The following is an 18,761-nucleotide window of genomic DNA, read 5'->3' on the forward strand; positions in this document are numbered from 1 at the left end:
CGCGACCCACTTCCTTTTCACTAGTCAGCCGCACCACGCACCGTCCGCTCCACCCGGATGTTCAGCGCGGAGCCCAGTTCGCTGAAGTCGTTCCGCACCGCCTCGCCCTGCCCCATCATGCGCGGCGACAGCTCGTACCAGATGTTCTGTGCCTGCCACAGGTCGACCGGAAATGGCAGGGAACGCAGAGCCTGCGCCAGGGTCAGCGCATGGCGGACCGCGTCCGGGTCAGTGGCCGCGTGCGCCAGCCGCTCCATCGCGCTGTGCATCCGCTCCTCGGCCAGATAGCCCAGCGTCGCCTCGTCCACCACGGTGCCATCGTTTCGAGCCTGGGCCAGCAGCCGCTCAATCGTTGGGACGTCGATCGGGTTGGATTCAAGGGCATGCCGCAACTGGGCATGGGTTGCAAACTGGGCCGCCACCCGCATCGCCGCCGGACGCGCCAGCCCGTTGCGCCCCAGGAAATGAAACAGCGAGGCATGGCTCGAATAGAGCTCCATCATGGAGCCCTCGAGCGAGCGCATCGCCGGGTCGAGGATGCTCTTCACAATGCGGCGCTGCTCGTCGGCAAACAGCGACGTGAGCGAGAACCGGCTCTCACCGAAGTAGTCATCCATCAGCCGGACGACCTCAGGCAGATTGCTCGCGTCCACCGCATCTTCGATCTCGCGCGCCAGTCCGGCCAGACCGGTCTCGTCCTCCGCCGTGATCCGGCGCACTGCCGCGGATACGTTCTGATCGCCGAAGTGCAGCAGCCCGTAGGCTGCCTCCTCGCACTCCTCGGTCAGCACGGAGCAGATGCGCACGCGCCCCAGCCGTAGCTGACCCAGTCCATACGGCAGCTGCGTCTCCCAAAGGTGCGTGAGCCGGTAGCAAAACAGCCGGTCACGCTTCCACGGCGCGGCATCGCCGGCGTGCGGAAACACGCAACTGATCGCGTAGTGCGCAACCACCTGTTCGAGGTCGACCGCCATGGGACGGATCGCCTCGTCATAGATGAAGCGGCCATCGTGCCATTCGGGATCGTTGCTCTTCGCGTCGGCCAGCCGCTCGGTGAAGCTGCGCTCGAGCAGGCCCTTCGTCTCGGGAAAGAGCATGCCGGCAAGCTCGATGACACGCGCCGCGTAGGTCATGATCTGCACTGTCTCGATACCCGAGATGTCGTCGAAGAACCAGCCGCAGCTCGTATACATCAGCATCGCGTTCCGTTCCAGCTCCATCAGCTGGAGGGCGCGCGTGCGCTCCGCCTTGCTCAGCGTGCGGCTGGCATGGCGGCCCAGGAAGCGGTCGACGGTGGCCGGCGACCGGTCGAGGATCACCTTGATGAAGTCGTTGCGTGCCGCGTCGGCATCGCCCAGCAGGGCGCTTGTGGCCGCTTCCACCTGGGGGGCAAGCGTATCCCGCAGCCAGTCCAGCGCCTCCCGCAGCGGCGCGCGCCACTTCTGGTTCCAGCCTGCCTTGCCGCCGTTGCAGCCGCAGTCGGCACGCCAGCGCTCCACCCCGTGGAAGCAGCTCCACGAGCTCCCTTCGACGATCTCTGCCTCGCAGGACGGCGGATGCAGTTCCAGGAATTGGCCGTAGTTGGTCAGCGTCGCCGCGCTCTCGTCGATCAGCTGCAGCGTGTACGCCAGGGCCATCTCGCCGTGGCGATGGTGGTGTCCGTAGCTTTCACCATCCGTCGCCACATGCACCAGTTGCGGCATGTCACTGTCGTGGAAGCCGCTGCTCAGCCGGTCGAAGAACGCGTCGCCGCTGTTCAGCAGGCCATCGAACGCGATCGCTCGCGATACGGGGCCGTTGTAAAAGAACACCGCGATCGAGCGGCCGGGGCTGGTGCGCACCAGGTAGGGCTGGGTCGAGTCGACGGAGCCATCGGGCGTCGGCGTCCAGCCGGCCTCCTCCTCGTCAGCAGTCGTCCTGCTGCTTGTCGCCGGTCCGTTCTCCGCAGCCGCGGTGTCGCCCGCCAGCTCCTCGATGCGGCGTACGCGCGCACACTGGTTGGGAGCGAGAATCGTGAACTTGATGCCATGCTTCGCCAGCAGATCGAGCGATTCGCGATCCGCGGCTGTCTCGGCCAGCCACATACCTTCCGGCTTCCGTCCGAAGCGGTGTTCGAAGTCGCGGATGCCCCACACGACCTGCGTCTCGCGGTCCCGCGTCGAGGCCAGCGGCAGGATGATGTGGTTGTAGGCCTGTGCCAGCGCAGAGCCATGGCCGCCGAACTGCTTCTGGCTCACCCGGTCCGCGTCGAGGATCATGCGATACGTGAGCGGCGACGTCTCCTCCATCCAGGAGAGCAGCGTCGGCCCGATGTTGAAGCTGATCCGCGAGTAGTTGTTGGTGATCCGCAGAATGCGGTTCTTGCTGTCCACGATCCGGGCCGCGCCGTTGGTCGCGTAGCACTCCGCTGTGATGCGCGCATTCCAGTCGTGATACGGGGCAGCCGAGTCCTGCGTCTCCACCGTCTCCAGCCACGGATTCTCGCGCGGCGGCTGGTAGAAGTGCCCGTGAATGCAGATGTAGCGAGGGGCCGCCGAGGGCGGGGCTGGAGAAACAGACATGCTGATCTTCAGTCTATGCGCCCGGCCGTTCGGCGCCATGCCGCGAAGGTCCGGCGGATCACCCACGCCGGCTCACTCCCGGGCTGTTCATTGGCGGTCCCGTTCACTCGGGCGGCGGCGACGCGCTCCCTGCAAGATCGCAGGCGCGCCACAGGTACCAGCTCGCGACCGAGCGCCAGGGCTCCCAGTGCCGCGCCCGCCGCAGCATGACGTCGGGCTTGGGCAGCAGTTCGGGCGTGATCGGCTTCGTCTTCGGGGGACGCCCGAAGGTCAGCAGGAAGCCCTTGCGTACGCCATAGTCGGTGACCGGGAACACATCGGGGCGTCCCAGCCGGAACATCAGCACCATCTCGACCGTCCACACGCCGATGCCGCGCACAGCGGTCAACCGCTTCACGATCTCGTCATCCGGCATGCGGCGGATCGCGGCGAGCGTCGGCACCGTGCCATCGAGTGTCTTCGCGGCGAGGTCGCGCAGCGCCCGCGCCTTGTTGGCAGAGAGACCGCACCCGCGCAGGAACTCATCGGGCACGGCGAGCAGGTGCTCCGGCTGTGGGTGCAGATCGCCGAATGCCGCGAGCAGGCGATGGAGGATCGCGAACGCCGCCTTGCCATGCAGTTGCTGATAGATGATCGACTCGAGCAGCGCTTCGAAGGGTGAGTGCTGGCTCTTCAGCCGCATCGTGAACGGCCCCGCGCGGCGGATCAGCTCGCCCAGCTTCGGGTCGGCGGCGCTCAGCGCGCGCACGGCTTCGTCGACGTCGTAACGGACCCCACGGCGGCCATCCTGCATGCTGGTGAGTGTAGCTGCGGCGACGGATTGAGCGCGTATCTGGAGTGTCAACGGCCGCGCGAAGCGCCTGCTAAACGGCTTGTTGCGTGTCACGTTCGACAACATCACGGCGTCCTGCGGGCTCGCGTTATGGAGCACGCGAGAATTGCTGCTATAGTCCTTCTTTGCCCCCTACTCACGTCGACAAACCCCGACCAGAGTAGTCGCAAATCGTTGAAAGCAGTGGACCTCTAACCCCCTTCATTGCCGTAGCACGGGAAGCAGGAACGGATCGATGGCGCAGATTTTTGACCGCAGCTCAAACGCTTTGGCGCGTATGAGCCTGATCCTCACGGGATTGATCGTCATTGCCTTGGGAGTGACGCTGGACCAGCTGCAGCGCTCCCCCTGGGTCACCCGGCAAGGCCAGCGCGCGGATCAGCCGGTACCCTTCAGCCACAAGCATCACGTGATGGGCCTCGGCATCCAGTGCCAGTACTGTCACACCTCGGTCGAGCGCTCGAGCTATGCCGGCATTCCTCCGACCAAGACCTGCATCAACTGCCATGCGCAGATCTGGACCAATGCGCAGCTGCTTGAGCCGGTGCGTGAGAGCTGGGCGACGGGCGAGTCCATTCGCTGGATCCGGGTGCACGATCTGCCGGACTACGTCTACTTCAACCACTCCGTCCACGTGAACAAGGGCATGGGCTGCTCCTCCTGCCACGGCCGCGTCGACCTGATGCCGATCATGTACCAGGAAGGCTCGCTGCAGATGGAGTGGTGTCTGAACTGCCATCGCAACCCGGTGAAGAACATCCGCCCGGCGAACGAGATCTACAACATGGCCTGGACCGGCCCGTCGACGGATAAGCCAGTGTGGTGCGGCAGCCTCGGCGACAAGGACGGCACGCCGACTGCCCAGTCGGTCAGCTGCACGACGGTCGATCCGCAGCAGGTGGGTGCAAGGACGGCAGCGCTCGACATGTTGCCGCCGACGGCGACGCCTGAGGGGCACCTGCTCGACGTGGCCGCCCATCCGAACGGGGCCAGCGGGCCAACGGGCGCCGACCACGTGAGCTACACCAAGTTCACCACTCAGGACGGCCTGGGCAAGTACCTGGTCAGCCAGTACCACATCAAGAATCCCAACGACATCAGCAGTTGCGAGACCTGCCATCGCTAGCGGCAGGCGTCGGGAGCCACGGGTGAGAGCCGGCAACACGAACCAGAACGAGAGCAGAAGCGGAACGATGGACACAGAAGATCGAATGGTGGCGAAGGATGGGCAGCTGACCGTGCTTGAGTCAGCGAAGGGCATCACGCTCGCGGCCGCCCGCGCCGAGCTTGACGAAACCAGCAGCCACGCCTGGCAGGGCGTGGATGAGGCAGCCAAGGACCCCGCGTTCGGCCTGCGCGTGGAGCGCGAGTTCCCGGAGCATGCCAGCGAGTGGGTCGACCCGGTCTCGCGCCGCGGCTTCATGAAGCTGATGGGCGCCTCGCTCACCATGGCCGGCCTTGCCGGCTGCACCAAGCAGCCCGACGAGCCGATCTACCCGTACATCAAGCAGCCCGAAGACCTGATCCTCGGCCAGCCCAACTACTTCGCGACCGCCTTCCCGTTTCCGACCGGCGCGCTGCCGCTGCTGGTCAAGAGCGACGCCTACCGCCCGATCAAGATCGACGGCAATCCCGAGCACCCGATGTCGAAGGGCGGCTCCGATCCGCTCAGCCAGGGCTCGCTGCTTGGCCTCTACGATCCGGACCGCTCGCAGCGCATCCTCTACCACCTGGAGACGACCGCCTGGGCTGACTTCCAGAAGGCGGTGCAGCGCGATACGTCGAAGCTCAACGGCGGCCAGGGCCTCTACATCCTGAGCGCCACCATCACCTCGCCGACCCTTGCCGCGCAGTGGAAGGACGTGCAGAAGCGCTTCCCGCAGGCCCGGCTGGTGCAGTACGAGCCGGTCAACCGGGATGCGGCACGCCGCGCCTCGAAGGCGGCCTTCGGCGACTTCTACGACGCGCAGTACATGCTCGCGAATGCGGACGTCGTCGTCTCGCTCGATTCGGACTTCCTCTCCGGCATCCGGCAGCCCGGCTTCAACAAGCTGGCGAACGACTTCATTGGCCGCCGCAAGCTGATGGACAAGTCGGTCGAGATGAACCGGCTCTACGCAGTCGAGAGCACGCCCCGCACCACCGGCTTCAAGGCCGATCACCGCCTCAAGCTGCGTGCCAGCCAGGTTGGCGCCTTCTCCCGCGCGCTGGCGCAGGCGCTGGGCGCTCCGGGCGGCGGTGGCGCACAGCCGAACTGGACTGGTGAGCAGCAGCAGTACCTCCAGGCAGTGGTGGCCGATCTGAAGGCGCACGGCGGCAAGTCCGTCGTCATCCCGGGCGAGGATCAGACCCCGGACGTCCACCTGGCCGCCATCGCCATCAATCAGGCGCTCGGCAACGTAGGCAAGACGGTCGTCTACACCGAAGCCATCGACCCCCTGCCGTCCATCCAGACGGACGATCTGAAATCGCTCGTTGCCGACATGAATGCCGGCAAGGTGCAGTGGCTGCTCATGCTGAACGTTAACCCGGTCTACTCGGCGCCGGCGGATCTCAAGTTCCTCGAGGCGCTGGGCAAGGTGCCGACCAGCGTGCACCTGGGCGATTACGTCGACGAAACCGCCCAGTACGCCACCTGGCACGTCAACGGCACGCACTACCTCGAGAACTGGTCTGACGCTCGCGCATATGACGGCACGCTCTCGGTCGTGCAGCCCATGATCGAGCCGCTCTACGCGGGCAAGAGCGCGCACGACATCGTGCAGCTGCTCACCGACAATCCGCAGCGCTCGCCGTTTGCGGCAGTGCAGGCCACCTGGCAGCCCGTCCTCAAGGGCGACTTCGAGTCGGCCTGGCGCAAGGTGCTGCACGATGGCTTCGCCGCAAACACGGCGTTCCCGGCCAAGTCGCTCAACGCAAACACCTCCGCACTCAGCGCAGCGGCGGCGCCCGTTGTCTCCGACGACCAGATCGAGCTGATCTTCCGCCCCGATCCGTCGATCTATGACGGCCGCTTCGCCAACATCGGCTGGCTCCAGGAGCTGCCGAAGCCGCTCATCAACAACTCGTGGGACAACGCCGTCCTGATGAGTGGCCCGACCAAGACCAAGCTCGGTGTCGAAGAGGGCGATGTGATTGAGATCGCGCTCAACGGCGCGACGGTGCGTGGCCCGGTGCTCTCGGTTCCCGGCCACCCGGACAACTCGTTCACGCTGCACCTCGGCTACGGCCGCCAGCACGCGGGTCGCGTCGGCTCTGGGATGGGCTTCAACGCCTTCCCGCTGCGCACCTCGAACGCGCCGTCGGTCGTCACGGGCGCGCAGGTGAAGAAGACGGGCGAGACCTACGAGGTCGCTGTCACGAAGAGCCACTACTCGGATGAGCGCGGTGAACGCGCCCGTGCCGGCACCGGCTTCTCGGGTGGCGACATGCGCTCGCATTCGCTCGAAGGCGACGAGGCTATCACGCGCGGCATTGTGCGCTCGACCACGCTCGAGGAGTTCCGCAAGGAGCCGAACTTCGCGCAGGAAGAGGGTGTCGCTCCCGAGTCGCCGGATCGCAGCACCACCATGTTCCCCAACTGGACGTATGAGCACAACGCCTGGGGCATGGCGATCGATCAGAACTCCTGCATCGGCTGCAACGCGTGCATCGTGAGCTGCTATGCGGAGAACAACATCGCGGTGGTCGGCAAGCACAATGTGAAGACCGGCCGCGACATGCAGTGGATCCGCATCGATACCTACTTCGAGGGTGATCTGCAGGCGCCGCGGGCTCACTTCCAGCCCATGACCTGCCAGCATTGCGAGAACGCGCCCTGCGAGCAGGTCTGCCCGGTGGCGGCCACGGTGCACACGCCGGAAGGCCTGAACACCATGGTCTACAACCGCTGCGTGGGCACCCGCTACTGCTCGAACAACTGCCCGTACAAGGTGCGCCGCTTCAACTTCCTGCTCTTCTCCGACTACGAGACGGAGAGCCTGAAGCTGATGCGCAACCCGGATGTCTCGGTGCGCAGCCGCGGCGTCATGGAGAAGTGCACCTACTGTGTGCAGCGCATCATGGCTGCGCGCATCGAGGCGGACAAGGAAAACCGCAACATCCGGGACGGCGAGATCGTCACCGCCTGCCAGCAGGCGTGCCCGACGGAGGCGATCGTCTTCGGCAACATCAACGACCCCAATGCCAAGGTGTCCAAGATCAAGGCGCAGTCGCGGAACTACAGCGTGCTCGCCGATCTGAACACCCGCCCGCGCACCACCTACATCGCAGAAGTCACCAACCCGAACCCAGCGCTCACGCCCGAGGCGGTGGAACACGCGCCCGAGCGCAGCTAGGGAGAAGCAGATCAGATGGCGACCAGAGATCTAGCGACGAACGATCCGATGCTCGACCCGATCACCGGCGAGGTGCGGGTCATTGCGCCGGGACATACCTTCAAATCGGTCACGGAGAAAATCTCCCGGATCGTGCTCACCCCGTATACCCCGGTTGGCTGGTTTCTTGGCCTGCTGGTAGCGGCTGGCGGCGTCAGCATCCTGATGACCGCGCTCACCTGGCTGGTGCTGCGCGGCGTCGGCATCTGGGGTCTCGACATCCCGGTCGCGTGGGGCTTCGCGATCATCAACTTTGTCTGGTGGATCGGTATCGGCCACGCCGGCACCCTGATCTCGGCCATCCTGCTGCTGTTCAAGCAGACCTGGCGCAACTCGATCAACCGGTTCGCCGAGGCGATGACGATCTTCGCCGTGGTCTGCGCCGGCATGTTCCCGCTGATCCACGTCGGCCGTCCGTGGCTGGGGTACTGGCTGTTCCCGTACCCGAACACGATGAACGTGTGGCCGCAGTTCCGCTCGCCGCTGCTCTGGGACGTGTTCGCGGTGTCGACCTACGCCACCATCTCGGTCGTGTTCTGGTATATCGGCATGATTCCCGATCTCGGGACCATGCGCGATCGCGCGAAGACGCCGTTTGCGCAGTACATGTTCGGGCTGGCGGCCCTTGGCTGGCGCGGCTCGGTCCGCCACTGGATGCGCTATGAGACGGCCTCGCTGCTGCTGGCCGGTCTGGCCACGCCGCTGGTGCTCTCGGTGCACACGGTTATCAGCTTCGACTTCGCGGTCGCGACACTTCCCGGCTGGCACACGACGATCTTCCCGCCCTACTTCGTCGCCGGCGCCGTCTACTCGGGCTTCGCCATGGTCATCACGCTGGCCGTGCCGATCCGCAAGTTCTACCACCTCGAAGACCTCATCACGATTCGCCACATGGACAACATGGGCAAGGTCATGCTCACGACCGGCCTGATCGTTGCCTACGGCTACGGGATGGAGCTCTTCATGAGCTGGTTCTCGGCCTCGCACTGGGAATACTTTGCCTTCTGGAACCGCATGTTCGGTCCCATGGGCTGGAGCTACTGGGTGCTGATCGCCTGCAACATCGCCATCCCGCAGGCGCTCTGGTTCCGCTCTGTCCGGACCAGCGTTCCGGCCATGTTCGTGCTGTCGCTGGTGGTCAATACTGGTATGTGGTTTGAGCGCTTCGTCATCGTCGTGACCAGCCTCTACCGCGACTATCTGCCCTCCTCCTGGGGTACCTACCGCGCTACGCGCTGGGACTACGGCACGTTCCTTGGCACCCTGGGGCTGTTTACCTTCCTGTTCTTCCTGTTTGTCCGCTTTCTGCCCATGATCCCCATGTCGGAGCTGCGCATCCTCTTGCCGCAGTCCAAGGTGGGCCGTGAGCCGGAAGCCGTGCACGAGGCTGGTGACTGATGTCTATCCCCGAGGGTGTCTACGGCCTGCTGGCCGAATTCGACTCCGCCACGTCGCTGACTGCGGCCGCCTCGTCGGCCTATCAGGACGGCTGGCGTCGCCTGGACTGCTACACGCCTTACCCCTGCGAAGAGGCCGCGGAGGCGATCGGCTTCCATCGCAACTTCGTCCCGCTGATCACGCTGATCGGCGGCATGATGGGTTGCGCGGCCATGTTCCTGATGGAGACCTGGATCAATGTCTGGGCCTACCCGCTGAACATCGGCGGCCGCCCGCTCTACTCCTGGCCGGCGTTCGTCGTCCCGGCGTACGAGTGGACCATTCTGTTCGCGGGTCTGACGGCGGCCTTCGGCATGCTCGCCATGTGCGGCCTGCCGGCGCCTTACCACCCGCTGTTCAACGCGCCCAACTTCCGCACCGGCGCTTCGTCGGACAAGTTCTTCCTCTGCCTGGAGGCGCGCGATCCCAAGTTTTCGACCACCGAGTCACGGGCTTTTCTCGAGCGGCTGCATCCCGTCTCGATCGTGGAGGTGGACTATTAGCCCGCTTTCGGTCATCACGTCTTCGTCGAGCCTTTGCTCCATGCGTCGTTTCTTGACGGAAACGCCGCGCCCGGCCTCGTCGGCCTCCCGGACCGGGAACCGAAACCGGGCAAGCGCCATCCGCAAAACCCTCGGCCTGTGCAGCCTGGCCGCGCTGGCGCTCGCCGCCGGCTGCCGTCAGGACATGCACAACCAGCCCAAGTTCGTCCCCCAGCGGGGGACCGACTTCTTCCCCGACGGCCGCTCCGCCCGCATGCAGGTCGACCACACGGTCGCCCGTGGGCAGGAGGCGCAGGCGGACTTCTTCAACACCGGCCTCCAGGACGGCAAGGAAGTGGACGCGCTGCCCTTTCCGGCGACTCTTGCCGTGCTCGAGCGCGGGCAGGAGAAGTACAACGTCTACTGCACGCCCTGCCACTCGCGCGTGGGTAACGGCGCGGGCATGATCGTCGAGCGCGGCTACAAGCCGGCCGGCAACTTCCATGATGCGAAGCGCCTGGCGCAGCCGATGAGCCACTACTTCTACGTCATCACCAACGGCTACGGCGCCATGCCCGACTATTCGGCGCAGGTCGGCGTGGCCGACCGCTGGGCGATCGCGGCCTACATCCGCGCGCTCCAGCTCAGCCAGAATGCGCACCAGGCCGATCTGCCAGCCGGCGCCCGCGTCCAGCAGTTGAGCGAGGTGGCCGACCAGCAGGGTCTGCCCGCGAGCTATGCCGGACCGTGGGAGCTGCCGCAGACCGCCGTCTCTGCCATGCCCATGACGCCGGCCAGCAGCACGTCACCAGGCCTAGTGCCGGAGAGCCCGAACCAGACACCCCTGTCGAGCACGCGCCAGCAGATGAGCCTGCCCAACGGGGACACCAGCTCGGCCACCCCTGACCCGATGAAGTATCAGCCCAAGGGCTCGAAGCCGGCCTCGGCCGGGCAGCCCCTGCCGCGCTAGCGCGCAGGGCCGAAGAGGACACGAACGACGTGACGCACGGAAACGGACACGCAACCCGCACCTTGACTGGCGACCTCGCGGCGCCCCCGGCACTGATCGCTGCCTGGCGCCGCCGCGCCCTCGTGGTCGCCGTCGTCTTCTCCATCCTGGGAGTGATCCTGGCCGTGCTGGCCAGCGTCATCGAACATGACCAGTTCGACCACCTGATCCGCTCCTGGCTGATGGGCTTCATGCTGTGCTGGGGCTTCTCGCTTGGCGGCCTCGCCCTGCTGATGGTCCAATACCTGTCCGGCGGTAAGTGGGGCCTGCTCATCCGGCGTCCGCTCGAGGCGATGAGCCGCACCCTCTGGGTCCCGGCGCTGATGCTGATCCCGGTGCTGGTCTTCATGAAGAAGCTCTACCTCTGGGCGCGCTACACCAATCCGTACCCGGCGCTTCAGCAGCACCTCATCACCAAGGAGCAGGCGCACGCCATCGGCTGGAAGCACCCCATGCTCAGCCCGGTCAGCGTGGTTATCCAGATGGTGGTCTGCTTCGCGATCTGGTTCTTCTTCATGGCCGTGATGAACCGCTGGTCGCTCGAGCGCGATCGCGACAGCGCGCCGCGCGTCGCCTTCTGGCAGAAGCGCTTTGAGAACATCTCGGGTGTCGGCGCCGTGATCTACGCGCTCACCCTGACCGTGCTCGCCATCGACCTCGTCATGTCGACCGACGTCACCTGGTTCTCGACCATGTACGGCCTCAACTTCCTGGTCGGCCAGGGCTATGCCGTGCTGGCGCTCTCCGTGATTACGGTGGTCAGCCTGTCGCGCGTCGAGCCGATGCGCACCATCCTGCGCACGACCGAACAGCACGATCTCGGCAAGCTGATGTTTGCCTTCGTCATGCTGAACATCTATCTCAACTTCTCGCAGTTCCTGATCATCTGGTCCGGCAACCTGCCGGAAGAGATTCCCTGGTACCTCGACCGTATCCGCGGCCACTGGGGCATCATGTTCACTCTCGATTTCATCTTCCACTGGCTGATCCCGTTCTCGCTGTTGCTGTCGCGCGATATCAAGCGCAACAAGCAGCGCATCGTGATGGTCGCCAAGTGGATGATCTTTGCGCGCGCCTGGGACATGTTCATGTTGATCGAGCCAAGCTTCAGCCCCCGCCAACTACGCTTCTCCATTGGTATTCTTGAGTATGCCGCTGTGCCGGTTGCGATGATCGCGTTCTGGGTAGTGGCCTATCTGAACCAGCTCACGCGGCGGCCGCTGGTGCAGACCAACGACCCGCACCTGGCCGAGATTCTGGAGCCTGAACATGCACACGCCTAACACCCCGGACTACGACCCTCGCGGCCAGCACGGGATCTCGCCGACTGGCGCGGGCGTGCCGACGGCCGGCTACGAGACCTCGGATATCAAGGTCACCGGCATCATCGTCTTTCTCGTCTCGCTGATGGTCTTCCTGGTCATTTTCTTTGTCTTCTGTTTCGGCATGGGCAAGGTGATCAACAGCGCGCTCGTGCGCCACGATGGTCCGCCCAACAAGTGGAACCAGTTCAACTTCGCGCCCGGCAAGGGCAAGAACCTCGAGTCGAACGCGGCCATGGAGCAGCAGCAGTTGCAGAAGATGACGGCGCGCTTCCCCACGCCGCAGCTGCAGATCGATGACGGCCACCAGGATCTGGCCGACATGCATGCCCGCGAAGACCTGATGCTCGACCACTACACCTGGGTCGACCAGCAGAAGGGCACGATGCGCATCCCGATCGGCGAGGCCATGCAACTGGTCGCGCAGCGCGGACTGCCGGTCGTCGCCTCCGGCGCCACGGCACCGAATGCGTCCCTGATGACCGCGGACATTCCGCTCCAGATGACGCCGCCGCTGACCAACGGCTTCGCCCGCACCGGCTACGAGCAGACGCTCGAAGTGGTGCAGAACCACCAGCAGGATCGCAAAGACACCCGGTATGGCCAGCAGGCGCAGATGACCACGCCCCAGCCCTATACCAGCCACAAGTAGTTAGCCAGAACCTTCACCGAGGAGTCGCATCGTGAGCACCCCGCAGTTCAGCCCGCAGATCCCGCAGCCCACCCCACACCGGACCGTTCGTTCGGGTGCGCTGGTGCGCCTTGCGTCGCTGCTGCTGCTCTGCGCCTCGGCCCTGTCTGCGTTCGCGCAGGTCTCGCCTCCGGGGGAGAAGCAGATGGGCGACCCGGCCGATGACAAGCTCCCCGCCATTCTCAAGACGGCAACGGTTCACCAGCATCTTGACCAGCAGCTGCCGCTGAATGCAGCGTTCGTCGACGACCAGGGCCGCCCGGTCACGCTCGGCCAGTACTTCGACGGGCGTCACCCGGTGCTGCTGGCGATGGTCTACTACCGCTGCCAGGTGCTCTGCTCGGAGGAGCTGCGCGGGCTGACCGGCGCGCTCGAGATGGTCAGCTACAAGCCGGGCCAGGAGTTCCAGATCGTCGCCATCTCGATCGATCCGAGCGAGACGCCGGCGATGGCGGCCGCCAAGAAGCGCGAGATGGTGACCTACTACGGTCACAAGGACACCGCGGACGGCTGGCACTTTCTCACTGGCAAGGAGCCGGCGATCGAAGCCGTGGCCCGCGCGACCGGCTTCGGCTACGTGCGCACGCCCGGACCGGACGGCAAGTCCGACCAGTTCGCCCACTCGAGCGCTATCCAGATCGTCACGCCCGAGGGGCGGATCGCCCAGTACTACATGGGTGTCGAGTACTCGCCACAGGATCTTCGGCTGGGGCTGATCGACGCCTCGAACCACAAGATCGGCACCGTGGTCGATACCGCGCTGACGTACTGCTATCGCTATGACCCGTCGCTGCAGCGCCACAGTCTGATCGTCGCGCGTATCGTGCAGGCCGGCTGTCTGCTCACCGTGCTGGTGCTGGGCAGCTACATGATCATCATGTTTCGCCGCGATGCGAAACAGAGCAAGCTCTGGAAGAACGAGCCCCACTCCGTCGCTTAAACGCAGTCGGGCCACGCAGGTTCAGGAAAAGGAACGCAGGTACAAGGAACGATGCATTTCATTAGCCCGGTTCTCTGGCAATTCTTAATAAAGTGGCTGACGGACTCCGCGCTGTTTCCGCCGCAGGCCTCGGCCATTGCGCCCTACATGGACGCGTTTTATTTCTTCCTGATCCTGATCTCGCTCGTCGGCCTGGTGGTCGTCCTCCTGATGGTGACCGGGTTCTCGATCCGCTATCGCCGGGATCGCAATCCGAATCCCACCCACATCGAAGGCTCCACCCTGCTGGAGGCCACCTGGACCATCATCCCGCTGGCGCTCTTCATGGTGTGCTTCGTCTGGGGCGCGCTGCTCTACTTCCGTATCTACAATCCGCCGACCAACGCGATGAACATCTACATCGTGGGCAAGCAGTGGATGTGGAAGGCCGAGCACCCGGGCGGTCAGCACGAGATCAATGCCCTGCACATCCCGATCAATCGCGACGTGCAGCTCACGATGATCTCGCAGGACGTCTTTCACAGCTTCTCGATCCCGGCCTTCCGCGTAAAGCGTGAGGTGATCCCGGGCCGCTATTCGAGCGTTTGGTTCCGCGCCACGCAGCCCGGCACCTATCACCTCTTCTGCACGCAGTACTGCGGCACGCTGCACTCGGCGATGATCGGCGAGATCGTCGCCATGCAGCCCGACGACTACCAGAAGTGGACCTCCGGCTCGACCAGCGGACAGTCGCTGGGACAGAACGGCGAGCGCCTGTTCGCCTCGCTCGGCTGCAACTCCTGCCACAGCGGCAATGCGGCAGCGCGCGGTCCGAACCTCGCCGGCATCTACAACAGCTCGGTCACGCTCCAGAACGGCCGCACCACCACCGTCGATGACGAATTCCTGCGCGGCTCCATTCTGAACCCGACCACGCATCAGCTCGCAGGATATGCCCCGATTATGCCGACCTATCAAGGTCAAGTGAGCGAAGACGGGCTGATCGACCTGGTGGAGTACATCAAGGGTCTAAACTCGAACTATCGAGTGCAGCAGACGCTCAACACCAAAGACCTGAGCGCCGAACAGAAAAACGCCACCAAGGCGGCGCCGGACTACCGTACCGGCCTCACGCTGGATTCCGGGCAGCCTCATCGGACCCCAGCCGACACGTCCACCTCGCGGGGCATGGGGGTTTCACCGCAATGAGCACCGTTGTTCGCCTTCCCAATCAGCAGGACGCTACGCTGCCCAGGCGCAGCTATCTGAATAGTGAGTACGGCCTGAAGAGCTGGCTGCTTACCGGGGACCACAAGCGGATCGCGATCCTGTACCTGATCTCGATCACCTTCTTCTTCTTCCTCGGTGGCGCCTTCGCCGGCCTGATCCGCCTTGAGCTGCTGACGCCGCTCCCGGATCTGGTCGCCTCCGATACTTACAACAAGCTGTTCACCATGCATGGCGTGATCATGATCTTCCTGTTCCTGGTGCCCTCGGTGCCGGCGACGATCGGGAACTTCGTGCTGCCCATCATGCTGGGAGCGCGCGACCTCGCCTTCCCCAAGATCAACCTGCTGAGCTGGTATCTCTACATGATCGCCGGCATCTTCACCGTCTCCGCCCTGGTGCTCGGCGGCGTCGATACCGGCTGGACGTTCACCACGCCGCTCTCGACCCACTACCTGAACACCCACGTGGTCACGGCGGCGATGGGCATCTTCATCGCCGGTTTCAGCTCGATCTTCACCGGGTTGAACTTCATCGTCACGACGCACCGCATGCGCGCTCCGGGCATGACCTGGTTCCGCATGCCGCTGTTCGTCTGGTCGCACTACGCGGCGTCCATCCTGATGGTGCTCGGCACCCCGGTGCTGGCGATCACGCTGGTGCTCGTCGCGCTCGAGCGTACCATCGGCATCGGCGTCTTCGACCCGACCAAGGGCGGCGACCCGCTCCTGTTCCAGCATCTCTTCTGGTTCTACTCACACCCTGCCGTCTACATCATGATTCTTCCCGGCATGGGCGTGATTTCGGAGGTCATCAGCACCTTCTCCCGGAAGCGCGTCTTCGGCTACACCGCTGTCGCTTTCTCGTCGGTCGCCATCGCGGTCTTCGGCTTCTTCGTCTGGGCGCACCACATGTTCATCATGGGTGTGTCGAACTACTCGGCGCTGGTCTTTTCGCTGCTCACCATGCTCGTCGCGGTGCCCTCGGCGATCAAGATCTTCAACTGGAGCGCCACCCTCTATAAGGGGTCGATCACCTTCGAGACGCCGATGCTCTACGCCTTCGGCTTCATCGGGCTGTTCACCATCGGCGGCCTGACCGGTGTCTTCCTCGGCTCGCTCGGCATGGACATCCACCTGACCGAGACCTACTTCATCGTGGCGCACTTCCACTTCGTCATGGTCGGCGGCATGCTGATGGCCTACCTCGCGGGCATCCACTTCTGGTGGCCCAAGATGACCGGCCGCATGTATCCGGAGTCGATCTCGAAGCTGGCCGCGGTCACCACCTTCATCGGTTTCATCCTGACCTTCTTCCCGCAGTTCATCCTCGGCTACCTCGGCATGCCGCGCCGCTATCACGCGTATCCGCCGGAGTTCCAGGTGCTCAACGTGCTCTCGACCGCAGGCGCCACGGTGCTCGGCGTCGGCTACCTGCTGCCGATGATCTACATGGTGTGGTCGCTCAAGTACGGCGCCATCGCGGGCTCGAACCCGTGGCAGGCGACCGGGCTCGAGTGGCAGATCCAGTCACCGCCGCCGACCGAGAACTTCCTCGAGAACCCGGTCGTCGATTTCGAAGCGTACGATTACGAATACTGGGCGAACAAGACACAGCACGAGGTAACGACCGTTGGATAGCCAGACCGTAGCCGTCCGCAACGAGGCCGAGATTGCCCATCACGAAGGAGAGCACCCTGCTTTTCTGCGCCACCACTTTGAAACAGTGGAGCAGCAGAAGGAGGCGGTCTCCTTCGGGATGTGGCTGTTCCTGCTGACGGAGATCATGTTCTTCGGCGGCCTCTTCATGGCGTACCTGCTGTACCGGAACTGGTACTACGACGCCTTCGTCTCGGCCTCGAACACCCTGGGCATCGGGCTCGGCACCACGAACACCGCCGTCCTGATCCTCTCGAGCTTTACGATGGCGATGGGCGTCTTCTCCGCCGAGATGCGCAACCGGCGCGGGCTGATGATCTCGCTGGGCGCGACCATCCTGCTCGGCCTCGTCTTCCTTGGCATCAAGTCGGTCGAATACCACGAGAAGTTCGTCGAGCACCACGTGCCCGGCGCCAACTTCTCCATCGAAGACTTCGTCCATCCGGCGGACAAGCGCGACACCGCGCTCGCCCCCGACATGGCGCAGCACGCGCAGATCTTCTTCTTCCTCTACTTCGCGATGACCGGCATGCACGCGCTGCATATGATCATCGGCATCTCGATCCTGTTCGGCCTGCTCTACAAAGCCTGGCAGGGGGCCTACACGAACGGACACACATCCACCATCGACAACTTCGGCCTGTACTGGCACTTTGTCGATATTGTGTGGATCTTCCTGTTCCCGCTGCTCTATCTGATCAGCCGTCACCCGCTGCACTAATTTCGTTCAAGGACTCCGCCCGTGTCGCACCCCACACTCGCCGATAATCACGCTGAGCACCACGTTGTCGGACCCAAGATCTACGGCCTGATCCTGCTGGCGCTGCTGGTTATGACGGCGCTTACGACCGGCATCGCCTTCGTCAACCTGGGCGTCTTCAGCCCGGTGATCGCGCTCGCGATCGCCGTAGTCAAGGCGACGCTGGTGATCCTCTTCTTCATGCACGTCAAGTACAGCTCGCGGCTGGTGATGCTGACCGTCACGGCGGGCTTTTTCACCTTCCTCGTGCTCATCACGATGACGCTCAGCGACTACATGAGCCGCGCCTGGGGTCTCTGGTAGGCGCATCCACCTGCTCCGAGAACGGGCGGCCTCCGGGCCGCCCGTTCTGTTTGCTCCACTCTCGCATCCGGCGAACACGATCTCCAGCGCAGCGCCCGGGAGCCCGCGCCCGCCCGTCTATCCTGAGAGCGAGACACACCCGCATCGCCCTTTCTCCATGCCTCTCAAAACGACCTCCAAAAGCACCATCAAGGCCAGCTCCATCCGGAAAGCCGCTGGTACGCGACCGGCCCAGGCGCCGGCCGAGAGCAAAGCCGGCGATGCCTCGCTCGCGTCGCTCCCCGAGCCGCTGCGCCGCATTGCAAACACGCCGCGCATCCGCATTCGTCGCGGCGGTGCGCCCCATGCGAACGGCAAGTGCGTCGTCTACTGGATGCAACGGGCTGAGCGGGGCGTGGACAATCCCGCGCTCGACTGCGCCATCGATGTCGCGAACGAGCTCGGCCTGCCTGTCGTCGCGTACTTCTCGGCCATCTCGAACTTTCCGCGCGCCAACTGGCGGCACTACGCCTTCCTCAACCAGGGCCTGCATGACGCGGAGCACGATCTCGCGGAACGCGGCGTGGGCTTGGTCGTGCGCCGGCCACCGAATCACTCGCTCGAGCGCTTCGCTGCGGAGGTGGGCGCCGCGATCATCATTGGGGACGAGAATCCGCTGCGCGATCCGGAGCGCTGGCGAAGTGTGCTCGCGCACCGCCTCGACATCCCGTACTGGACGGTCGATGCGGACGTTGTCGTGCCCTCGTGCCTGTTCGAGCGGAGCTTCTTCGCGCAGCACCTCTTCCGCAAGCGCCTTCATCCGCTCCTGCCGGAGTACCTGGTCGAACCGCAGCCGCCCACAGTTGCGAAGCGATGGACGTCGCCACGCGGCCTCGAGCGCTGGGTGCTCGACGACGACATCACGCGCGGCTGGAGCAATCTCAACCGCAGGATCGGGCCAGTGGACACGTTCCGGGGTGGCTCGCACGCTGCGCTCGCGCGGCTGCGCCTGTTCATCGACCGCCAGCTCGCGAACTACGAGGAGGCACGCCGCAAGCCGCAGCTCAACGGCACCAGCCAGCTCTCGCCCTACCTGCACTTCGGCCACATCAGCCCGCTGCGCATTGTGCTCGAGGTGCAGAAGGCCATTGCTGCCGGCAAGGCTCCGCAGTCCGCGTACGACGCTTACATCAATGAACTGGTCG

General features: G+C 64.6%; 15 protein-coding genes. 13 read left to right on the plus strand and 2 right to left on the minus strand.

The genetic code is table 11. The annotated features are described in order from the left end of the window. Window positions 1-20 precede the first annotated feature (20 nt). Both AC5IJH_RS11040 and AC5IJH_RS11045 read right to left on the minus strand, forming a co-directional pair. A complete protein-coding gene (locus AC5IJH_RS11040) occupies window positions 21-2,561 on the minus strand; it encodes a DUF3536 domain-containing protein (RefSeq protein WP_491902871.1) in 2,541 nt (846 codons plus the stop codon). 103 nt (window positions 2,562-2,664) lie between these two features. Further along, complete coding sequence (locus AC5IJH_RS11045) at window positions 2,665-3,354, minus strand: DNA-3-methyladenine glycosylase family protein (protein ID WP_491902885.1); 690 nt, start codon at window positions 3,352-3,354, stop codon at window positions 2,665-2,667. 274 nt (window positions 3,355-3,628) lie between these two features. On the opposite strand from AC5IJH_RS11045, the gene AC5IJH_RS11050 reads away from it, so the two are divergent. The 13 genes from AC5IJH_RS11050 to AC5IJH_RS11110 all read left to right on the plus strand — a co-directional run. Continuing rightward, the gene (locus AC5IJH_RS11050) at window positions 3,629-4,519 is read left to right on the plus strand and encodes a cytochrome c3 family protein (protein WP_491902872.1); all 891 of its coding nucleotides are present in this window, start codon (window positions 3,629-3,631) and stop codon (window positions 4,517-4,519) included. 67 nt (window positions 4,520-4,586) lie between these two features. Then, complete coding sequence (locus tag AC5IJH_RS11055; protein ID WP_491902873.1) at window positions 4,587-7,730, plus strand: TAT-variant-translocated molybdopterin oxidoreductase; 3,144 nt, start codon at window positions 4,587-4,589, stop codon at window positions 7,728-7,730. A gap of 15 nt (window positions 7,731-7,745) precedes the next feature. Beyond that, a complete protein-coding gene (gene nrfD, locus AC5IJH_RS11060) occupies window positions 7,746-9,167 on the plus strand; it encodes an NrfD/PsrC family molybdoenzyme membrane anchor subunit (RefSeq protein ID WP_491902874.1) in 1,422 nt (473 codons plus the stop codon). Further along, window positions 9,167-9,709 (plus strand): DUF3341 domain-containing protein, encoded by a 543-nt coding sequence (locus tag AC5IJH_RS11065; protein ID WP_491902875.1) that lies wholly within the window; start codon window positions 9,167-9,169, stop codon window positions 9,707-9,709. The genes nrfD and AC5IJH_RS11065 overlap by 1 nt, the downstream gene beginning before the upstream one ends. A gap of 40 nt (window positions 9,710-9,749) precedes the next feature. Beyond that, window positions 9,750-10,658, plus strand: coding sequence for a c-type cytochrome (locus tag AC5IJH_RS11070; RefSeq protein ID WP_491902876.1), 909 nt, complete (start codon window positions 9,750-9,752; stop codon window positions 10,656-10,658). 29 nt (window positions 10,659-10,687) lie between these two features. Beyond that, window positions 10,688-11,980 carry a hypothetical protein gene (locus AC5IJH_RS11075; RefSeq protein WP_491902877.1) on the plus strand — a complete coding sequence of 431 codons (1,293 nt, stop codon included), beginning with the start codon at window positions 10,688-10,690 and terminating at the stop codon, window positions 11,978-11,980. Further along, window positions 11,967-12,671 (plus strand): hypothetical protein, encoded by a 705-nt coding sequence (locus AC5IJH_RS11080; RefSeq protein ID WP_491902878.1) that lies wholly within the window; start codon window positions 11,967-11,969, stop codon window positions 12,669-12,671. Before AC5IJH_RS11075 ends, AC5IJH_RS11080 begins: the two co-directional genes overlap by 14 nt. A gap of 31 nt (window positions 12,672-12,702) precedes the next feature. Continuing rightward, window positions 12,703-13,650: an SCO family protein gene (locus tag AC5IJH_RS11085; RefSeq protein ID WP_491902879.1), complete on the plus strand. Its 948-nt coding sequence runs from the start codon at window positions 12,703-12,705 to the stop codon at window positions 13,648-13,650. A gap of 51 nt (window positions 13,651-13,701) precedes the next feature. Continuing rightward, on the plus strand, window positions 13,702-14,838 hold the full coding sequence (coxB, locus tag AC5IJH_RS11090; protein ID WP_491902880.1) for a cytochrome c oxidase subunit II: 1,137 nt from the start codon (window positions 13,702-13,704) through the stop codon (window positions 14,836-14,838). Further along, window positions 14,835-16,496 (plus strand): cytochrome c oxidase subunit I, encoded by a 1,662-nt coding sequence (gene ctaD, locus AC5IJH_RS11095; protein WP_491902881.1) that lies wholly within the window; start codon window positions 14,835-14,837, stop codon window positions 16,494-16,496. Before coxB ends, ctaD begins: the two co-directional genes overlap by 4 nt. Further along, complete coding sequence (locus AC5IJH_RS11100) at window positions 16,489-17,235, plus strand: cytochrome c oxidase subunit 3 (RefSeq protein WP_491902882.1); 747 nt, start codon at window positions 16,489-16,491, stop codon at window positions 17,233-17,235. The genes ctaD and AC5IJH_RS11100 overlap by 8 nt, the downstream gene beginning before the upstream one ends. A 21-nt stretch (window positions 17,236-17,256) precedes the next feature. Further along, window positions 17,257-17,577, plus strand: coding sequence for a cytochrome C oxidase subunit IV family protein (locus tag AC5IJH_RS11105; protein ID WP_491902883.1), 321 nt, complete (start codon window positions 17,257-17,259; stop codon window positions 17,575-17,577). Window positions 17,578-17,734: 157 nt separating this feature from the next. Next, window positions 17,735-18,761 (plus strand): deoxyribodipyrimidine photo-lyase (locus tag AC5IJH_RS11110; RefSeq protein WP_491902884.1); only part of this gene is annotated, 1,027 nt, incomplete at its 3' end.

This window comes from Candidatus Dedyshia acidiphila (assembly GCF_051025295.1).
GTDB lineage: Bacteria > Acidobacteriota > Terriglobia > Terriglobales > Acidobacteriaceae > KBS-83.

Coding starts and splice junctions, on each gene's coding strand:
- AC5IJH_RS11040 (WP_491902871.1), bottom strand. CDS start 2,561: ATGTCTGTTTCTCCAGCCCCGCCCTCGGCGGCCCCTCGCTACATCTGC.
- AC5IJH_RS11045 (WP_491902885.1), bottom strand. CDS start 3,354: ATGCAGGATGGCCGCCGTGGGGTCCGTTACGACGTCGACGAAGCCGTG.
- AC5IJH_RS11050 (WP_491902872.1), top strand. CDS start 3,629: ATGGCGCAGATTTTTGACCGCAGCTCAAACGCTTTGGCGCGTATGAGC.
- AC5IJH_RS11055 (WP_491902873.1), top strand. CDS start 4,587: ATGGACACAGAAGATCGAATGGTGGCGAAGGATGGGCAGCTGACCGTG.
- nrfD (WP_491902874.1), top strand. CDS start 7,746: ATGGCGACCAGAGATCTAGCGACGAACGATCCGATGCTCGACCCGATC.
- AC5IJH_RS11065 (WP_491902875.1), top strand. CDS start 9,167: ATGTCTATCCCCGAGGGTGTCTACGGCCTGCTGGCCGAATTCGACTCC.
- AC5IJH_RS11070 (WP_491902876.1), top strand. CDS start 9,750: ATGCGTCGTTTCTTGACGGAAACGCCGCGCCCGGCCTCGTCGGCCTCC.
- AC5IJH_RS11080 (WP_491902878.1), top strand. CDS start 11,967: ATGCACACGCCTAACACCCCGGACTACGACCCTCGCGGCCAGCACGGG.
- coxB (WP_491902880.1), top strand. CDS start 13,702: ATGCATTTCATTAGCCCGGTTCTCTGGCAATTCTTAATAAAGTGGCTG.
- ctaD (WP_491902881.1), top strand. CDS start 14,835: ATGAGCACCGTTGTTCGCCTTCCCAATCAGCAGGACGCTACGCTGCCC.